The following is a 17,146-nucleotide window of genomic DNA, read 5'->3' as shown; positions in this document are numbered from 1 at the left end:
TCAGAGGGGATCGAGGGCCACCAGGGCCCTGAGGGCTGCGGGCGGTTCGCTGATGGGCGCCTGCAAGCGCGGAAAGATCCAGTAGGCCACGGCGTGCAGGGTGAGCACCACGATGGCGTTCTGAACCAGCACCAGCACCACCGCCGCCACCTGCACCTGGGCCAGGTCGATGGCGGACACCAGGTCCACCAGCCCAGCCAGGCGCTCCAGCAGGCCGGCCGCCGCCGTGGTGATCACCACCCAGAGATTTTCCCCCACCAGCACAGAGAGCACCGCCACCCGCACCAGGAAGCCGGCGGCGCCGATCAGGCTGCCCACCGACCAGCTGAGCCACCAGTTCAGCTTGCGCCGCCAGCACCAGCCCAGCCAGAGGGCCAGCAGGCCATAGGGGAAGAGCAGCAGCGGGCCGCGGATCGGCCCCATCAGGGCCACCGCCAGCAGGCAGGCCACCGCCTGCCCCTCCACGGCGCAGCGCCAGCCGTGGCGCAGCTGCAGCAGGGCCAGGGGCAGGGGCAGGGCCAGCCGGAACAGGGGACTGCCCACCGGCAGGTAGTAGAGCGCCAGCCAGAGCAGCCCGGTGGCTGCGGCCAGGTAGGCGGTGTCCATCAGCTGGCGGGCCTGGCGGCGGCTGAGGCTGCGGTTGACGGGCCGGGGAGCCATCAGCGGGTCGCCGGAGCCGCAGGCGGCGGGGAGGGCGCAGGGCCTGGGGCTGGGACGGGAGCGGGAGTGGTTGTGGGGGCAGGGGCGGCGGCACTGCCGGAGGAGGGCACCCGCTCGATCATCTCCACTTCAAAGGGCACTCCGGCTGCCCGCAGGGCCTCGGTGAGGGCCTCGGCGGGCGCAGCCGGATCGGCACCGGCCAGCTTCAGGGTGATCCTGTAGGGAGCGGGGGAGAGCACGGGCGCCCGGGGGGCAGGTCCCCCCCGCTGATCTTTCGACTGATCGGCTGAAGGGGCCGTGGCATCTGCGCTCGGGGCTGCGCCAGGGGATCCCGGGGTGGCCGGTGGTGCGGTTGCGTCCGTGGCCGCAGGGGCACCATCGCCGGGCGCGGCGGGGCTGGGGGCCGAGAAACTGCGCGAGAGCTGCTCCCCCAGGGGCGTCCCACTGCACCCGCCCAGCAGCATGCCGATGAAGCCGGCGCACAAAACCCGCCCCCAGCGGCGGCCATCGGGGCAGGGCCGGAGCATCAACTCTCCGCCGCTTTGATCACGCGCACGGCGCTGGCCCGCAGCCTGCCGGTCTTGGTGGTGGTCGGAGGCTTCTTGGCGGCAGGCTGCTGGCTCCTGGCCGCCTTGGCAGCGGTGGTCTTGGCTGACGCGGAGCTCCTGCCTGTGGCTGTCTTGCCCGAGGGGGCCTTGCCCTTGGCGGCCTTGCCTGTGGCGGCCTTGGCGGCCAGCAGCTCGATCGCCTGCTCCAGGGTGATGGTGTCGGCCGTGGTGCCCTCCGGCAGGGAGGCGTTCACCTTCCCCTGCTTCACGTAGAGGCCGTAGGGACCATCAAAGAGCTGCACCGCTTCCTCGCTGCCCTCGGGCTGCCCGAGCTGCTTGAGGGCGGTGCGGCCGCCGCGGCCGCGCTTGGGCATCGCCAGCAGTTCAACGGCGCGGCTAAGGGGCACCGTGAGCACGTCGTCTTCTGCCTTGAGCGAGCGGTAGTCCTTCTCGCCCTTGCCCTTGTGGTGCACCACGTAGGGCCCGAAGCGGCCCAGGCCTGCCTCCACCCGTCCACCCTCGGGGTGGTCGCCAAGGGCCCGGGGCAGGCGCAGCAGGCCCAGGGCATCGGCGAGACTGAGCTCCTCAGGCTTCTGGCCCTTCGGCAGCGAGGCGCGCTTGGGCTTGGGAACGGCCTCACTCACCTGGCCGCGCTGCACGTAGGGGCCGTACTGGCCGAACAGCAGGTACACCTGCTCACCCGTCTCGGGGTCCTCGCCCAGGGACTCGGGACCTTCCGCCTTCTGGCGCAGCAGCAGCTCGGCCTTGTCGGCGTCGAGATCGGCCGGGGTGATCTCCAGGGGCAGGGTGGCCTTGAGCAGCTCCTCGGTGCCGTCATCGGCCACCCGCTTGGTTTCCAGGTAGGCCCCGAAGCGGCCGATCCGCACCACGCAGGGCAGCCCCTCCAGTGACACGGTGCGGGAGACGCCGGGGTCGATGTCACCCTCGCGCTGCTGCACCTGGGTTTCGAGACCCTTTTCGCCTCTGTAGAAGGACTCGAGGTAGGGCAGCCAGGCCACCTGGCCATGGGAGATCTCGTCGAGGCTCTGCTCCATCCGGGCGGTGAAGCTCGTATCCACCAGGTCGGGGAAGTGCTCCTCCAGCAGGGCCGTCACCGCGAAGGCCGTGAAGCTGGGGGTGAGGGAGTTGTTCAGCAGCGTGGCGTAACCCCGGTCCACGATCGTGCCGATGATCGAGGCGTAGGTGGAGGGCCGGCCGATGCCCTCCTTCTCCAGCATCTTCACCAGGGCGGCCTCGCTGTAGCGCGCTGGAGGCTGGGTCTGGTGGCCGAGGGCCTCCACCCCCTGGCAGGCCGGAGCATCGCCCACCGCCAGGGCCGGCAACAGCACTTCCTGGCCCTCCAGGGCCGCATCGGGGTCGTCGCTGCCCTCCACGTAGGCGCGGAAGAAGCCCGGGAAATCGATCCGCTTGCCGCTGGCGCGGAAGCGCGCCGTGCCGAGGCTGCCGCCCTCCACCTCCAGATCCACGGCCAGCATCGTGAGCCGCGCCTCAGCCATCTGGCTGGCCACGGTGCGCTTCCAGATCAGTTCGTAGAGGGCCAGATCCCTGCCTTCGAGTCGGGTGTCGCCTGGATCGCGGAAACTCTCCCCCGCCGGCCGGATCGCCTCGTGGGCCTCCTGGGCGTTGCGGGCCTTGGTGGAGAACTGCCGCACAGCGGGACTCAGGTAGGTGTCGCCGTACTTGGCCGCCACGCAGCTGCGGGCCGCCTGAATCGCCTGGTCGCTGAGGTGCACCGAGTCGGTGCGCATGTAGGTGATGAAGCCCCGCTCGTAGAGCCCCTGGGCGGCGCGCATCGTCTCGCGGGCCGAGAGCCGCAGCTTGCGGTTCGCCTCCTGCTGCAGGGTGCTGGTGGTGAAGGGCGCCACTGGCTTGCGCACACTGGGTTTGGCCTCCACCTGCGCCACTGACCAGGCCCCGCTCTGCACGGCGGCCTGGAGGCTGCGGGCCTCGTCCTCGGCCAGCAGCCGCACTCGGCTGCCGGCCTTGAGAGCACCGGTGGTCTCATCGAAATCAGAGCCGCCGGCGATGCGCTCCCCCTTGAGGTGGCTGAGTTTGGCCTCGAAGCGACCGCCGGACTGCTCCAGCTGGGCCTTGAGGTCCCAGTAGCTGCCGCTGTGGAAGGCCCGGCGGGCCCGCTCGCGCTGCACCAGCAGGCGTACCGCCACCGACTGAACCCGGCCGGCCGACAGGCCCCAGGCCACCTTCTTCCAGAGCAGCGGCGAGAGGGTGTAACCCACCAGCCGATCGAGGATCCGGCGCGTCTCCTGGGCGTGCACGAGCTCCATGTCGAGTTCGCGGGTGTCGTCGAGGGCGCGGCCGATGGCGGCCTTGGTGATCTCGTGGAACACCATTCGCTTGACGGGAACCTTGGGCTGTAGCAGCTGCAACAGGTGCCAGCTGATGCTTTCACCCTCCCGGTCCTCGTCCGTGGCCAGCAGCAACTGGTCGGCGCCCTTGAGGGCATCCTTGAGCTCCTTCACCACTTTCTTCTTGTCCTTCGGCACCACGTAGAGCGGCTCGAAGTTGCTGGCGGTGTTCACGCCCAGGTTCGCCCACTTCTCTCCCTTGTGAGCCGCAGGGATCTCACTGGCGTTGTTCGGCAGGTCGCGCACATGCCCCATGGAGGCCTCCACGCGGAAGTCCTTCGGCAGGAATCCACGGATGGTGCGGGCCTTGGTGGGGCTCTCAACGATGACCAGGGTATGACCCACAGACAGGCGAACGACCTCTCCCCTCTTTATCGCATCGGCGGCCGCCACCGCATCAAGCCGCTGAGCGAACCGGTTCAACGCCGCTACAGTTCCGGCACCAAATCTGGCCGTATCACCCCCGTGATCTCCCTGCTCGGTGTTCTCCCAGCCGTGGTTCCGACCACAGTCGAAGCGGCGGTGCCTGCCACAGCTGCAGCGGTGCTGACCGCCACCGCCGCAGCCGTGGCTCAGCCCGTTGCCCAGACCATCGGAGGGGGCCTCGGCAGTGCCGGGCTGAACCTCCAGCTCAATGCCGGCGCCATCGCCCCCGAGGTGGCCGTGCTGCTGGCCCTGATCGCCTGCCTGCTGGTGGATCTGGCCGGCGAGAAGGCCGCCAGCCGCTGGGTGCCGCCCCTCTGTTACGCCGGCCTCGGCAGCGCCCTGGTGCTGCTTGCCCTGCAGTGGAACACCCCGCTGCTGGAGCCGTCCTTCCTGGGCTCCTTCCTCGCCGACAATCTGGCCATCGCCTTCCGGGGTGTGGTGGCGGCCTCCACCTTCATCTCGCTGTTGTTGAGCTGGCGCTATGTGGAGCGCAGCGGCACTCCTGTGGGCGAGTACGCGGCCATCCTGCTGGCCGCCACTCTGGGCGCGATGTTCCTCTGTGGGGCCACCGACCTGGTGAGCATCTTCATCTCGCTGGAAACGCTCTCGGTGTCGAGCTATCTGCTGGCGGGTTACATGAAGCGGGACGCCCGCAGTTCGGAAGCGGCGCTCAAATATCTGTTAGTGGGCTCCGCTGCGGCGGCGGTGTTCCTCTATGGGGCCTCCCTGCTCTACGGCCTCACCGGTGGCGCCACCGGGCTCGACGCGGTGGCCCTGGCCCTGCAGACCAGCGCCTCGCCGGTCACCGCCCTGGCCCTGGTGTTCGTGCTGGCCACCGTGGCCTTCAAGATCGCCGCCGTGCCCTTCCACCAATGGACGCCAGATGTCTACGAGGGTTCTCCCACCCCTGTGGTGGCCTTCCTCTCGGTGGGTTCCAAGGCGGCAGGATTCGCGCTGGCCGTCCGCATCCTGGTGGGCTGCTTCGAGAGCTTTGATGCCCAGTGGAAGCTGCTCTTCACCGTGCTGGCCATCCTCAGCATGGTGCTGGGCAATGTGGTGGCCCTGGCCCAGACTTCCATGAAGCGAATGCTGGCCTACAGCTCGATCGGTCAGGCCGGCTTCGTGATGATCGGGCTGGTCTGCGGCACCGAGGATGGCTTCGCCGCCATGGTGCTGTACATGGCCGCCTACCTGTTCATGAACCTGGGGGCATTCGCCTGCATCATCCTGTTCTCCCTGCGCACCGGCAGTGACCGTATTTCTGACTACGCAGGGCTGTATCAGAAGGACCCCCTGATCACACTTGGGCTCAGCCTTTGCCTGCTCTCTCTGGGCGGCATTCCGCCGATGCTGGGATTCTTCGGCAAGATCTATCTCTTCTTCGCGGGTTGGGCTGATCAGCAATATCTGCTGGTGGTGGTGGGCCTGGTCACCTCTGTTGTTTCGATCTACTACTACATCTCCGTGATCAAGATGATGGTCGTGAAAGAACCCCAGGAAGCCTCTGATGTGGTGAAGGCCTACCCGGAAATCTCCTGGTCCATTGCCGGCATGCCTGAGCTGCGCACAGCGCTGGTGGGCTGTGTGATCGTCACGGCGGTGGGGGGCGTGCTCTCCAGCCCGCTGTTCACCTGGGCCAGCGAGGCCGTGGTTGGCACGCCGATCCTGCAGCAGGCCATCGCCAGCGCCACGGCTCCGCCGATCGGTTGATTTGGCCCCACCCACAGGCTTGATCCAGCCCCGCAGATGCAGCGTCTCCCCTCCAGCCCATGTCTTCAAACCAGCCCGTAGCCCAATTGGAGGCTGTGGAGAAGATCTACGGCTCCGGGGATATGGAGGTGCGGGCCCTTGATGGTCTGAGCCTCACCGTCAACCGGGGCGACTATCTGGCCGTGATGGGGGCGTCGGGTTCGGGCAAGAGCACGGCGATGAACATCCTGGGCTGTCTGGATCGGCCCAGTGCCGGCAGCTACCGGCTCAACGGCACTCTGGTGAATCAGCTCAACGACGACCAGCTGGCCGATCTGCGCAACCGCGATCTGGGATTCGTGTTCCAGCAGTTCCACCTGCTGCCCCAGCTCTCGGCCCTGGACAACGTGATGCTGCCGATGGTCTACGCCGGGGTGTCGGCCCCCGAACGGCGGCGGCGCTCCGCAGAGGCCCTGGGGCGGGTGGGGTTGACCGATCGCCTGCAGAACAAGCCCAACCAGCTCTCCGGCGGCCAGCAGCAGCGGGTGGCGATCGCCCGGGCGATCATCAACCAACCCGCCCTGCTGCTGGCCGACGAACCCACGGGCGCCCTGGATTCCCGCACCACCGAGGAGGTGCTGGCCATCTTCGATGAACTGCACCGCGGCGGCATGACCGTGGTGATGGTGACCCATGAAGACGATGTGGCCGCCCGCGCCGACCGGGTGGTCCATTTCCGCGATGGCCGAATCACCGAGACGACCAGCCAGGCGCCGGCCCTGGCCGCCCCCTAGCCCGCTGGAGGGGCAGGGCTCAGGGGCGCGATCGGCCGCTCCAGGCTCTGCAGCAGCTGGCCCATCAGCAGGGCGATGGCATCGCTGCCGCCGGCCGCCTGGCCGGGGTCGAGATCGCCGGGATCAACCGCCATCCAGCCGCCATCGCCGGGCAGCCGCAGCTCGAAATGCAGGTGGGGGCCTGTGCTGAGGCCCGTGCTGCCCACCCGGCCGATCACCTCCCCCTGGCGCACCCGGTCGCCGGCCTTCACGTAGAGCTCGCTGAGGTGGCCGTAGAGCGTGCGCCGCCTGGGGCGCTCGTGCTCGATCTCGATGGCCAGCCCGTAGCCGCCCGCCACGCCGCTGCTGATCACCCGGCCGCTGAGGGAGGCCACCACCGGGGTGCCCTCCGGTGCCGCCAGGTCGCGGCCGGCATGCATGAGCCAGCTGCCGAGCACGGGGTGCATGCGGAAGCCGAAGCCACTGCTGGTCACGGCCGAGCCGATCAGGGGAAAGAGCAGCCTGCGGTTGCCGTTGCCACCGATCGGCGAGGGGCGAGGCGTGACCGCGAAGACATCGGCGAGCCGGAAGCCGCCTCCGCCTCCGGCCAGCAGGGCCGCCACGGGAACCGTGAGCGGGGTGGAGAGCGGGGCCCCGCCGATCAGCTGCTGTCCAGGGCCAGCCAGGCCGTTCTCGGCGCCGCCAAGCAGGCCACCAGAGCCCGAGAAGGCATGGCCAGGGCGGCCCCAGCCCCGCACCACCACGCCCCTGCGGCACTCCTGAGCCGAGAGGGCGCCGCTGCTGCAGGCCTGAACATTCGCCGGGCTGCTGAAGGGAATGGCACGGCTGCCGGAGCGCAAGCGCTCCCGTTCCGCCGGGGTGACAACACCCTCTCGCACCAGGGCGTCGAGGGAGGAATCAAAGCTGGCTGGTGGCCGGGAATCTTGGGCTGTGGCTGGTGGCGCCGAGCGGGGGGCCGGGGCCGTGGCGGCTGGCGTGCGCTCCGGGCGCAGCGGTTGGGCCGGGCGCAGCGGTTGGGCCGGGCGGGGGTTCACCCGGACACCGCCGCTGCTGGCCTCAGGTGCGGGGTCGTCGCCGCCGCCAGCAGGGAGGCCAGAAGCCTCGGCCGGCGCCGAGGGCTGAAGCGGCGGCGACGCTGCCGTGCTGGCCGGTGGGCGCTCCTGGGCGAGCCCTAGGCCCGCCAGGCCGAGCAAAGCCCCACCCGTCACCAGGACGGCAGGCAGAAAGTGGTGAGGGTACAAACGCGCCATGGAGCGGATCGAGCAGGCAGTGGGGCGAGCGTCGGTGCAGGCGAGAGCGGATCCCAGCAGCCCCTGGGAGCGCCCATTCTCACCCGTCAGCCGTCCTGGTGCCGCTGTGGGGTGTCGCCTGGAAGACGCGTTCAGAAGCTGCGGCTCAGCCAGGTAAGCGCCGAGCCCCGCTGCAGCCGCAGGCGACCATCGGGCTCCAGGCCGGCCACCTGCCAGGACTCCGCCCCCAGCAGCACCCCCTCGGCCGGTCGCCAGAGCCGCTGTTCGGCCTCGGCCCGCACCAGCTCAGCAGCAGCGGCCTGGGCCATCGCCCAGCCGAGTGCCCGCCGCACCCTGGCCTCCAGACGCCGGGGAGAGGCCTGGGGATGCCAGCGGCCCCTGCCGGGGAGGGGCCGCCGCCCGGGACGGGCCAGGGCCTGAGCCACGGAGATCGCGCCCGGCGGCACCCGGTTGGTGCCATTCAGACCGATGCCGGCCTGGGCCCAGAGCAGCCTGTCGCCGCGCCAGCGCAGGCGCGGCAGCAGGCCCGCCAGCTTGCGGCCATGCAGCAGCAGATCGTTCGGCCACTTGATCCGCACCGGCAGATCCAGGGCTTCCAATTCCCTGGCCAGCCCCACGGCCACGGCCAGGGCCAGGCTGGCCTGGGACTCCGCCGGCCAGGGGAAGGCGCAGCTGAGCCACACCCCACCGGGGGGCGCACTCCAGGGCCGCCCCCTCTGACCCCGGCCGTGGCGCTGCCGCCTGGCCACCACGGCCCGGCATGGATCGGGGCCCTGGGGGCCGGGAGGGATGTGGCGCAGCCAGCGATCGAGCTCCCACTCGGTGCTGGCGCACACGGGCAACCGCCGGATCTGCCAGCCGCTCACCGGGGCGCCCCGGCGGCCAGCCAGGTGCCGATGCGGGCGGCTCCCTGCTGCAGCCGCTCGGTGGGGTGGACCAGGGCCAGGCGGGCCCAGCCCTCGCCGCCGGGACCAAAGCCGTTGCCGGGAGTGAGAGCCACCCCGGTGGCCTGCAGCAGGGCGGCGCAGAAAGCTTCGGAGCCCTCGCCCTGCTGGCCCTGCCATTGGGGTGGGAGAGCCAGCCACAGATACAGCGCCATGCTGGGGCGCCGCACCGGCCAGCCCACCGCCTCCAGGGCCACGGTCATGTGGTCGCGCCGCTGCCGATAGGTCTGGCCCAGCTGAGCCGGCCAGTGGGAAGCCTGCTCCAGGGCCGCGATCGCCCCGGCCTGGAGGGCGAGGGACTGGTTGAAATCGACCACCCCCTTGAGCTGCCTCAGGGCGGTGATCAACCACTCAGCGCCGATGGCGAAGGCCAGCCTGAAGCCACCGAGGCACCAGCTCTTGGAGAGGGAAAAGAACTCGATGCCGTGGCTGCGCCAACCCGGGTGGCGCAGCAGGGCCGGGGCCTCGCCCTCCAGGGCCAGGTCCACGTAGGGATTGTCGTGGGCCAGCACCAGGTCGTGGCGCAGGGCCTTGTGCATGGCCGCATCCACCCAGGCCTGCTCGCCGGTGGTGGCGGTGGGGTTGTGGGGGAAGCCCAGCACCATCAGCTTGAGGGCCTCCCACTCGGCGGTGGACACCCGCTCGAAATCCGGCCGCCAGCCGCTTGCCGCATCGAGGCGCAACAGCTGGGGCCGGGCCGAGGCGAGCTGCAGGCCCCCCAGGTGGGAGGGGTAGTAGGGGTCGAGCAGCAGGGCGGCATCGCCGGGATTCAGCACCGCCAGCGGCAGGTGGGCCGTGCCCTCCTGAGAGCCCACCAGCAGCAGCACTTCGCGCTGCGGATCAACGGCCACCCCGAAGCGCCGCTGGGCCCAGGCCGCCGCGGCCTCCCGGAAGGGCAGCGTGGCGTTGTGGAGGCAGTAGGCCGCACTCGCGGGGGCAGGGAGGGCGCGCGCCATCGCCGCGATCGCCTCGGGCGGCGGCAGAAGATCGGTGGAGCCCAGGGAGAGATCGAGCAGGGGGTCCAGGCCGCTGTCGGCACCAGCGGCGCGCAGGCTGTAGGCGCTCTTGCGGCGATCGTTGCGGGCAAAGACGCCGCTGCCCAACTGGGCCAGGCGCTCAGAGATGGGCATCCAAAATGGCCTTGAGCTGGGCCTTGGCCATGGCGCCCTCGTGGCGAGCCACCGGGGCTCCGGCCTTGAAGAGCACCAGGGTGGGGAGGCCCTGCACCTGGAGGCGGTCGCGGCTGACAGGATTGGGATCGGCCTCGAGCTTGCCCACCTTGAGGCGGCCGGCGTAATCGCTGGCGGCCCAGTCCATCAGCGGTGCCATCAGTCGGCAGGGGCCACACCACTCAGCCCAGACATCCACCAGCACGGCTTCGCTGCAGGCGATCACCTCAGCCTCGAAGTTGGCATCGGTGAGATGGACGACGGACACAGCAGCAGCCACGGGAACAGCAGGAGGGGGAACGGGGGAAGTTGGGGGGCGGGCAACGCCCTGGAACCAGGGCTTCAAGCTAAGGGCACGCCTGCTCCCGACCGGGAACGGAACGCTGAGGGCATGGGAGCCGGGTGGGCCTGGCCCATGGCCCATCGCCCACAGGGCCCCGCTCAGAGCTTGTCGATTGAGCGCTTGAGCTCTTCGAGTTCGGCATCCACCTCGGCCACCTTCACCGGCTCCAACTGGGGCACGGGGTCGCTGTCTTTCGGCAGGGCCACCGGAGCGGGGCCGGCGGCGCCGGAGAGCCGGTTCTTGAGGGCGGCGAGCTCATCGTCCACATCGCTGCTCTCGAGGGCGGCGAACTGGCTCTCCAGGTCGGCACCGGCCAACTCGGCAGCGGCCTGGCTGCGGGCCTCCAGGTTCTGCACCTTTTCTTCCATGCGCTCAAAGGCCGCCATCGAGGAGTTGGTGCCGAGGTTGCCCACGGCGCTCTGCAGCTGCTCCTGGGCCTGGGCGGCCTGGGCCCGGGCCTTGAGCATGTCCTTCTTGGTCTTGGCCTCGGCGATCTTGGCCTCCAGGGACACCAGGGTCTTCTTGAGCGCGTCCACCTGGCCGGCCTGGCTCTTGAGCTGGGTGTTGAGGGCGGTGGCGGTGTCGTCGTAGGTCTTGCGGCGGGTGAGGGCCTCGCGGGCGAGGTCGTCCTCCCCCTTCTGCAGGGCCAGTTCGGCGCGCTGATACCAGGTCTTGGACTGGCTCTCAGCCTGTTCGGCCTGGTTGGCGATCCGCTTCTGACTGGCAATGGCCGTGGCCACAGCCTGGCGGAGCTTGATCAGGTCGGACTGCATGTCCGCGACGGACTGGTCAAGGATCTTGGAGGGATCCTCCATGCTGCCGATCGCCGCATTGGCGTTGGCACGGAGCAGTCGGCTGAGGCGGTCAAAAAAGCCCATGGCGCAGCTGGGGGCAAGGCCAGAGGCTAACCATGAACGCCACCAGCGTCTGATCGGCCCAGCACCAAGGCGCTCTGCATCGCCCGGGCGGCTCACGGCGTGAGGGCACTGGGGACCACCACTGAGGTGCTCCGGGACCAGGGGCGGCGGCGCGGAGCTGGTGGCAAGGGCGGTTGGTCAGCGGGATCTGGTTGCTGGCACGGTCAAGCGGGTGCCAGGTTCAGAGTGGTCAAGCGCTCCGGCTGATGGCAGGTTCAGGCTGATGGCACAAGAAGGCTCGAAGCGGAACCGGAACCGCAGCAGCGGCCAGGCCATGGGGCAGCGCCGCATTGGCAGCATCACGGTGATGGTGCCGGCCAGCCAGCCGCCGGCCACGGCCCTGGGCCAGTGCCTCGCTTCCCTCCAGCAGCAGTGGCAACGCCAGGGCAACCTGGGTGCGCTGTGGCAGCGCTGGCCCAGCCTGGCCGGCCCCCAGCTGGCCCCCCACTGCCGCCCCCTGCGCCTGCAGGGCTCCGTGCTCACGGTGGGGGCCGCCCCCGGCCCCTGGCTCCAGGCCCTGCAGTACAACCGCCACCAGCTGCTCGGCAGCCTGCGGGCCGCCGGCTTTGCCGTGCGGGAGGTACGCCTCACCCAGCACCATCCGGCCACCAAACCGGAGCTGGCCGGCGAGGAGACAGCGGGCAGCTGGGCCCGCCACCCCAGTCGGGTGGACGTGCATGGCATGGCCACCTGCCCGGCCTGCCACTGCCCTGCCCCAGCCGGCGAGATGGCCCGCTGGGGCAGCTGCAGCTTCTGCCGCCGTCGGATCCTCGCCGACAGCCCTGACGCCGACAGCCCCGACAGCGTCAGCTCTCAGTAGCGCTCGGGCCGCGGATCCTGCCAGTCGGGCCCCACGCCGGCGGCACGCAGCTGCGCAGCCCTGCGCTCCAGCCGCTGGCGATCCAGGCGCCAGAGCCGATAGATCCCGGCGGAGGCCAGCAGCTCGGGCTGCAGATCGCGCCAGTGGGGCCGCTGAGCCGTTTCGGCATCGATCACCAGCAACAGCGTGGGCTGCTCCTCCACTCCGCTTGGCTCCTGGCTGCGGCGTCGCTCCCGGGCCAGGCGATCGGCCAGGTTCACCAGCCCCGTGGCCGGTGCCCCCTCGTAGATCACCACGCGGCGGCTGTAGTAGTGAAGCGAGGGCTTCAACATGCCCACCATCGCCAGGGGCTGGGCTGGCGTCTGGTGCTGCCGCACGGCGCTGGCCATGGCCCGCACCGGCAGGCCCCGCAGCCGATCCCCCAGCTGCCAGCTGGGCAGCAGCACCAGCGGCACGAACAGCAGCAGCGGAACCTGCAGCGCCGCCAGCCCCGGTAGCGGGTTCAGCTGACGCCTCCACCACAACAGCGCCCCCACCAGGGCCGCCAGGCCATAGCAGGCGGCGGCGAGGGCCAGCAGGCCCGACGCCAGCAGCTCCTGGGGCAGCGAAGGCATCTCCGGCGTGATCACCAGGGGCAGCCACAGGGGGGCGGCGGCGAAAGCAAGGGCCATCGCCAGGCTCAGCAGCACTGTGGTGGCTGCAGCCCAAGTCCAGGCCCGGCGCTGGGGCTGGGCCCGCTGGGCCGCCAGGGCCACCAGCACCCCCGCCGCAGGCGTGGCGGGCAGCCAGTAACTGGGCAGTTTGGTGGCCGCCAGGGTGAAGAACAGCAGCACCGCCAGCAGCCAGCAGGCGCTGTAGCGCTGCAGCGACAGGGCCGGTGCCAACGGCGCCACCGGAACCCAGTGCCGGCGCCAGGGCCTGGGGCCCCTGAGGCCCTGCAGCAGGCCCAGCAGCAACACGGGGCTCCAGGGCAGGCTGGCCAGCAGCAGCACCGGCCCGAAAAACCACCAGGGCTGGGAGTGGTTGTTCACCGCAGCCGTGAAGCGCTGCAGGTTGTGGTAACCGAAGAAGCTGCGCCAGAACGGCTCCCCTTCCACCGCCAGGGCCAGGCCGTACCAGGGCAGGCTCAGGGCTGCCGTGATCGCCAGGCCCGGCAGCGGCCTCAGCCGGCACCAGAGCCGCGCCAGGTCACCCTGCAGCCAGCCGAACAGCAGCTGGGTGAGGCCGAGCAACAGCACCGCCACCGGCCCCTTGGTGAGCACCGCCAGGCCCAGCCAGAGCCAGCCCCACCACCAGCCGCGGCCGCCCGCGGCGTAGCAGCGCCAGCAGAGCAGCAGGCTGAGGCCCAGGCAACCGGTAAAGAGGCCGTCGCTCACCGCGATCCGTCCCCACAGCAGCACCAGGGGCGAGAGGGCGAAGGCCACGGCTGCCGTCAGGGCAGCCAGGGCGGCACGGCGGCCGTGCTGGGGCCAGCGCAGCAGGGTGTCGGCCAGGGCCAGCATCAGCCCGATCGAGGCCAGGGCTGAGGGCAGCCGGGCCGCCCAGGTGCCCAGGGGGTTCCACCACCCCTGGCCGGGAAGGGCATAGACCAGGCCCATCCCCCAGTACACCAGGGGCGGCTTGTCGTAGCGCGGCAGGCCGTTGACCCACGGAATCAGCCAGTCGCCGGCCTCGGCCATCGCCCGGGCCGAGGCGGCGAACAGCGGCGGCGTCTCGTCCACCAGGCCGCTGACCCCCAGCTGCCACAGAAACAGCACCACCCCCAGGCCAAGACAGAGCAGCAGCACCCGGCGACGCTGGCAGGTGGGAACTGGAGCAGGGGTCACAGGGCCCAGGGAACTGGGGCGACCCTATCTGCGCCGGCCGGGGCCACCCGCCGCTGCAGCACCTCCCCCCTGCAGCCCTGCCTCCCGCCACACCTCCTCCAGCCAGCCCTCGATCCGCTCGGCGAACACCGCCCGGGAGCAGTGGCGCTCCGCCCAGCGTCGGCAGGCCGCCCGCTCCACCCCCAGCGCCCGCTCGGTGGCCAGCGCCAGGGCCGCCCGGTCATCGGCAGCGGCCAGGGCGCCGTTGAGCCCCTCCTGCACCAATTCCCCCGGGCCACCTCGGGCATAGGCCGCCACCGGCACACCACAGGCCATGGCCTCCACCACCACGTTGCCGAAGGCCTCGTTCCACTTCGGGGTGTTGAGCAGCACCGCACAGCGCCCCAGCTCGCGCTGCAACTGCTCGGTGGGCAGAAACCCCCGCCACTGCAGTGTGCCGGGGGGCACGGAGCTCTCCACCCAGCGGGCATAGGCCGGATCCTGGGGCAGACCCCACACCGCCAGGGGAATCTGCAGCTGGGCCGCCACGGCCGCCGCATCCTCCAGGCCCTTCTCGGGGGCGATGCGGCCGGCCCAGCCCAGCAGCCGCTCCGGCTGGGAATTGAAGCCGTACTGATCCAGATCGAAACCGTTGCCCACCAGCCGCGGCGCTGCCGGCAGGCTGAAATCGGCGGCCTGGGCGGCGGTGTGAAAGGCCAGGCGCCCCGGCTGGCGGGCCGCCACCTCGGCGATCACCGCATCCATCGCCTCGCCCACCGATCCCATGCTGATCAGGTGGGCCAGGGGCGTGGACAGGTGGGGCGTGAGCCAGAGCGGCAGCCAGTCGTAGGCGAGGTTCAGGATCACATCGGCGCGATGCTGCTCGCTCAGGGCCCGTCGCCAGAGCCGGGGCAGCAGGCCATCGGCCGGGATCAGCACCGGGCTGTGGCGCTCCTGGTGCTGGCAGCTGGGCTGGGCCTCGCCCCGCTCCAGCCAGAGCTCAGCGCCGCCGCAGCTGGACGGCAGCCGGGAGCCCTCGGCGGCCAGCACCATCAGCTGGTGGCCGCGCTGCAGCAGCCCCGCCACCAGGGAGAGGGCCGTGAGCTCCACACCGCCACCGGCGCCGCTGCCCAGGGGGCCCATCGGGGTGTTCACCACCAGGATGCGCATCAGAGCGGTCCTCCCCAGAGCTGCTGGCGGCGGTTGATCAGCAGCACCGACACCATCGCCAGGCCGGCCCCCAGCCACTGCAGCGGCGAGAGCCGCTCCTGCAGCCACACCACCCCACAGAGCACGGCAAACACGGGAGTCAGGAAGGTGAGAGCGGTGAAGCCGGTGAGATCACCGCTGCTGGCAAACCAGAAGAACAACCCGTAGGCCAGGGCGCTGCCCAGCAGGCTGGCGTAGGCCATCAGGCCCCACTGCAGCGACGACCAGCCCGGCAGCCAGGGGCCACCCGAGGCCAGCAGCGGCGCCCCGTGGAGCGCCAGCAGCGGCACCCCTCCCAACAGCATGTGCCAGCCGGTGACCGCCACCGGGTCGCTGTGGCGCACGGCATAGCGGCAGAGCACCGTGCCCACCGCCATCGCCACCGCCGCAGCCAGCATCCAGAGCTCGCCATGGCTCCAGGCCCGCTCATCCAGCACCGGGGGGCCCTCCAGCCACCAGTGCCGCAGCACGGCGGCCGGCAGGCCCAGGCAGAGGATGCCCAGCAACCCCAGCACCAGCCCCAGCCAGCCCACCGGGTTGATCGCCTCGCCGAACAGGCTGCGGGCCATCAGGGCCACCAACAGGGGCTGCGAGTCGATCAGCACCGAGCCCAGGCCAGCCCCGGTCTGCACCAGGCCCCGGGCCAGCAAGCCCTGGAACAGGGCCCCGTCCACCAGGGCGAAGGCGAGCAGCCAGGGCCAGTCGGCGCGGTGAATGGCGAGGGGACGGCCCAGCAGCCGGGCCGCCAGCAGCAGCAGCAGGCCCGCCGGCAGCAGCCGCAGGGTGGCCACCAGCAGGGGGCTGCCGTCGCTGAGCAGGGGTCGCATCGCCGCCATGGCCGTGCCCCAGAGGGCAAACGGCAACAGCATCAGCAGCCAGCGCAGGGCCTGGGGCATGGGGGCAGTTTTCAAGGCCGGTGGGGGCTTCTTTTTAAGATCCGGCAACCACACAAGAGTTCCATGGTCTGGCCCTGGCGCCGCAAGACACGCCGCACCATGGCGCGAATCGCCATCGAAGGCCCCATCGGCGGGGGCACACGCACCAGGGTGCTCAAGGCCCTGCGCCAGGTGGAGCAACGGGAGTGCCCGGCCCTGCTGCTGCGGATCGACAGTCCCGGCGGCACGGTGGGCGACAGCCAGGAGATCCATGCCGCCCTGCTGCGGCTGCGTCAGAAGGGCTGCCGGGTGGTGGCCAGTTTCGGCAACATCTCCGCCTCCGGAGGCGTGTACGTCGGCGTGGCGGCGGAGAAGATCGTGGCCAACCCCGGCAGCATCACCGGCTCGATCGGCGTGATCCTGCGGGGCAACAACCTCTCGAAGCTGCTCAAGCGGATCGGCGTGAGCTTCGAAACGGTGAAGAGCGGCCTCTACAAGGACATCCTCTCGCCGGATCGGGCCCTCAGCGAGGCGGAACGGGAGCTGCTGCAGAGCCTGATCGACTCCAGCTACCAGCAATTCGTGGATGCCGTGGCCGCAGGGCGCCAGCTCGAGACCAAGGCGGTGCGGGCCTTCGCCGATGGGCGCGTGTTCAGTGGGGCCCAGGCCCTGGAGCTGGGTCTGGTGGATGTTCTCGGGGACGAGGAGGCGGCCCGCCGCCTGGCGGCCGACCTGGCCGGGCTGGATGCGGACAAGACCCGGCCGGTCCCCTTCGGCACCCCGCCCAAGCGCTTCGGCGGCCTGATCCCCGGCCGCGGCCAGGTGGAGCGCGTGCAGCAGCTGCTCAGCCTCGAACTGGGCTGGTGCGGCCAGCCCCTGTGGCTGTTCCGCCCATGAGCGGCGGGCTGCAGCTGAGGGCCCTGCGAGGGGCCACCACCAGCGAGGCGAACACGGTGGCCGCGATCGATGAGGCCGTGGCTGAACTGATGCAGGCGCTGGTGGAGCGCAACGGTCTGGAGGGAGATCAGGTGCTCTCGGTGACCTTCTCGGTGACCACCGATCTCGACGCCTGCTTCCCGGCCGCGATCGCCCGGCGCAGGCCTGGCTGGGAGCGCGTAGCTCTGCTCGACTGCCAGCAGATGGCGGTGGCGGGTGATCTGGAGCACTGCATCCGCCTGCTGGCCCACGCCTGGATGGATCCCGATCGCCAGCCCTGCCATCCCTATCTGCGGGGCGCGAGCCGGCTGCGTCCCGACCGCGCCAGCTAGCCCGCCGACCACCCCACCCCGCAGCACCGCGTCTGCTCTGCT

General features: G+C 70.8%; 16 protein-coding genes. 5 read left to right on the top strand and 11 right to left on the bottom strand.

Going from position 1 to position 17,146, the window contains the following annotated elements; all coding sequences use genetic code 11:
- From ACWJIO_RS06580 to topA, 3 genes are read right to left on the bottom strand one after another with little or no spacing between them, the layout of a single operon-like run.
- Entirely contained in the window at positions 1 to 660 is a 660-nt protein-coding gene (locus tag ACWJIO_RS06580) for a DUF2232 domain-containing protein (RefSeq protein ID WP_480312227.1), read from the bottom strand.
- Positions 660 to 1,187 carry a hypothetical protein gene (locus ACWJIO_RS06575; protein ID WP_480312225.1) on the bottom strand — a complete coding sequence of 176 codons (528 nt, stop codon included), beginning with the start codon at positions 1,185 to 1,187 and terminating at the stop codon, positions 660 to 662. Before ACWJIO_RS06575 ends, ACWJIO_RS06580 begins: the two co-directional genes overlap by 1 nt.
- Positions 1,187 to 3,940: a type I DNA topoisomerase gene (gene topA, locus ACWJIO_RS06570; protein ID WP_480312223.1), complete on the bottom strand. Its 2,754-nt coding sequence runs from the start codon at positions 3,938 to 3,940 to the stop codon at positions 1,187 to 1,189. Before topA ends, ACWJIO_RS06575 begins: the two co-directional genes overlap by 1 nt.
- On the opposite strand from topA, the gene ACWJIO_RS06565 reads away from it, so the two are divergent.
- On the top strand, positions 3,932 to 5,731 hold the full coding sequence (locus ACWJIO_RS06565) for an NAD(P)H-quinone oxidoreductase subunit N (RefSeq protein WP_480312221.1): 1,800 nt from the start codon (positions 3,932 to 3,934) through the stop codon (positions 5,729 to 5,731). The genes topA and ACWJIO_RS06565 overlap by 9 nt on opposite strands.
- A gap of 59 nt (positions 5,732 to 5,790) precedes the next feature.
- Entirely contained in the window at positions 5,791 to 6,504 is a 714-nt protein-coding gene (locus ACWJIO_RS06560) for an ABC transporter ATP-binding protein (protein ID WP_480312220.1), read from the top strand.
- Here ACWJIO_RS06560 and ACWJIO_RS06555 read toward each other — a convergent pair.
- From ACWJIO_RS06555 to ACWJIO_RS06535, 5 genes are all read right to left on the bottom strand, one after another.
- Positions 6,501 to 7,754, bottom strand: a complete 1,254-nt coding sequence (locus tag ACWJIO_RS06555) for a M23 family metallopeptidase (RefSeq protein WP_480312218.1) — start codon at positions 7,752 to 7,754, stop codon at positions 6,501 to 6,503. The two genes, ACWJIO_RS06560 and ACWJIO_RS06555, sit on opposite strands and share 4 nt — an antisense overlap.
- Positions 7,755 to 7,885: 131 nt before the next feature.
- Entirely contained in the window at positions 7,886 to 8,620 is a 735-nt protein-coding gene (locus ACWJIO_RS06550; RefSeq protein ID WP_480312217.1) for a biotin--[acetyl-CoA-carboxylase] ligase, read from the bottom strand.
- Positions 8,617 to 9,828, bottom strand: a complete 1,212-nt coding sequence (locus ACWJIO_RS06545; protein WP_480312215.1) for an aminotransferase class I/II-fold pyridoxal phosphate-dependent enzyme — start codon at positions 9,826 to 9,828, stop codon at positions 8,617 to 8,619. The genes ACWJIO_RS06550 and ACWJIO_RS06545 overlap by 4 nt, the downstream gene beginning before the upstream one ends.
- Entirely contained in the window at positions 9,815 to 10,147 is a 333-nt protein-coding gene (locus ACWJIO_RS06540) for a thioredoxin family protein (RefSeq protein WP_480312213.1), read from the bottom strand. Before ACWJIO_RS06540 ends, ACWJIO_RS06545 begins: the two co-directional genes overlap by 14 nt.
- Positions 10,148 to 10,308: 161 nt before the next feature.
- Complete coding sequence (locus ACWJIO_RS06535) at positions 10,309 to 11,088, bottom strand: PspA/IM30 family protein (protein ID WP_480312212.1); 780 nt, start codon at positions 11,086 to 11,088, stop codon at positions 10,309 to 10,311.
- Between the two features lie 262 nt (positions 11,089 to 11,350).
- Between ACWJIO_RS06535 and ACWJIO_RS06530 the strand changes: the two genes are divergently transcribed.
- Positions 11,351 to 11,947, top strand: coding sequence for a DciA family protein (locus ACWJIO_RS06530; RefSeq protein ID WP_480312210.1), 597 nt, complete (start codon positions 11,351 to 11,353; stop codon positions 11,945 to 11,947).
- On the opposite strand, the gene ACWJIO_RS06525 is transcribed toward ACWJIO_RS06530, so the two are convergent.
- Genes ACWJIO_RS06525 through ACWJIO_RS06515 form a run of 3 tightly spaced genes read right to left on the bottom strand, consistent with a single transcriptional unit; the run spans position 11,941 to position 15,857 of the window.
- Positions 11,941 to 13,773 (bottom strand): ArnT family glycosyltransferase, encoded by a 1,833-nt coding sequence (locus tag ACWJIO_RS06525; RefSeq protein ID WP_480312209.1) that lies wholly within the window; start codon positions 13,771 to 13,773, stop codon positions 11,941 to 11,943. The genes ACWJIO_RS06530 and ACWJIO_RS06525 overlap by 7 nt on opposite strands.
- Before the next feature lie 24 nt (positions 13,774 to 13,797).
- Positions 13,798 to 14,922, bottom strand: a complete 1,125-nt coding sequence (locus ACWJIO_RS06520; RefSeq protein WP_480312208.1) for a glycosyltransferase — start codon at positions 14,920 to 14,922, stop codon at positions 13,798 to 13,800.
- On the bottom strand, positions 14,922 to 15,857 hold the full coding sequence (locus tag ACWJIO_RS06515; RefSeq protein ID WP_480312420.1) for a DMT family transporter: 936 nt from the start codon (positions 15,855 to 15,857) through the stop codon (positions 14,922 to 14,924). The genes ACWJIO_RS06520 and ACWJIO_RS06515 overlap by 1 nt, the downstream gene beginning before the upstream one ends.
- Before the next feature lie 63 nt (positions 15,858 to 15,920).
- Here ACWJIO_RS06515 and sppA point away from each other — a divergent pair, with 63 nt between their 5' ends.
- Both sppA and aroH read left to right on the top strand, forming a co-directional pair.
- Positions 15,921 to 16,733 (top strand): signal peptide peptidase SppA, encoded by an 813-nt coding sequence (sppA, locus tag ACWJIO_RS06510; protein ID WP_480312207.1) that lies wholly within the window; start codon positions 15,921 to 15,923, stop codon positions 16,731 to 16,733.
- Positions 16,730 to 17,104, top strand: a complete 375-nt coding sequence (gene aroH / locus ACWJIO_RS06505) for a chorismate mutase (protein ID WP_480312205.1) — start codon at positions 16,730 to 16,732, stop codon at positions 17,102 to 17,104. The genes sppA and aroH overlap by 4 nt, the downstream gene beginning before the upstream one ends.
- Positions 17,105 to 17,146 lie beyond the last annotated feature (42 nt).

It is taken from the genome of Paraciimarium castrense LEGE 11436, assembly GCF_056633055.1.
Note: the sequence above shows the minus strand (reverse complement) of the source record. Positions and strands in the feature narration are given on the sequence as shown.

Bases quoted from the DNA above. Each gene is read 5' to 3' on its own strand.
- ACWJIO_RS06520 (WP_480312208.1), bottom strand. From the start codon at position 14,922: ATGCGCATCCTGGTGGTGAACACCCCGATGGGCCCCCTGGGCAGCGGC.
- sppA (WP_480312207.1), top strand. From the start codon at position 15,921: ATGGTCTGGCCCTGGCGCCGCAAGACACGCCGCACCATGGCGCGAATC.
- ACWJIO_RS06535 (WP_480312212.1), bottom strand. From the start codon at position 11,088: ATGGGCTTTTTTGACCGCCTCAGCCGACTGCTCCGTGCCAACGCCAAT.
- ACWJIO_RS06565 (WP_480312221.1), top strand. From the start codon at position 3,932: ATGACCCACAGACAGGCGAACGACCTCTCCCCTCTTTATCGCATCGGC.
- ACWJIO_RS06575 (WP_480312225.1), bottom strand. From the start codon at position 1,187: ATGCTCCGGCCCTGCCCCGATGGCCGCCGCTGGGGGCGGGTTTTGTGC.
- ACWJIO_RS06515 (WP_480312420.1), bottom strand. From the start codon at position 15,857: ATGCCCCAGGCCCTGCGCTGGCTGCTGATGCTGTTGCCGTTTGCCCTC.
- ACWJIO_RS06555 (WP_480312218.1), bottom strand. From the start codon at position 7,754: ATGGCGCGTTTGTACCCTCACCACTTTCTGCCTGCCGTCCTGGTGACG.
- ACWJIO_RS06580 (WP_480312227.1), bottom strand. From the start codon at position 660: ATGGCTCCCCGGCCCGTCAACCGCAGCCTCAGCCGCCGCCAGGCCCGC.
- ACWJIO_RS06560 (WP_480312220.1), top strand. From the start codon at position 5,791: ATGTCTTCAAACCAGCCCGTAGCCCAATTGGAGGCTGTGGAGAAGATC.
- aroH (WP_480312205.1), top strand. From the start codon at position 16,730: ATGAGCGGCGGGCTGCAGCTGAGGGCCCTGCGAGGGGCCACCACCAGC.
- ACWJIO_RS06530 (WP_480312210.1), top strand. From the start codon at position 11,351: ATGGCACAAGAAGGCTCGAAGCGGAACCGGAACCGCAGCAGCGGCCAG.
- ACWJIO_RS06545 (WP_480312215.1), bottom strand. From the start codon at position 9,828: ATGCCCATCTCTGAGCGCCTGGCCCAGTTGGGCAGCGGCGTCTTTGCC.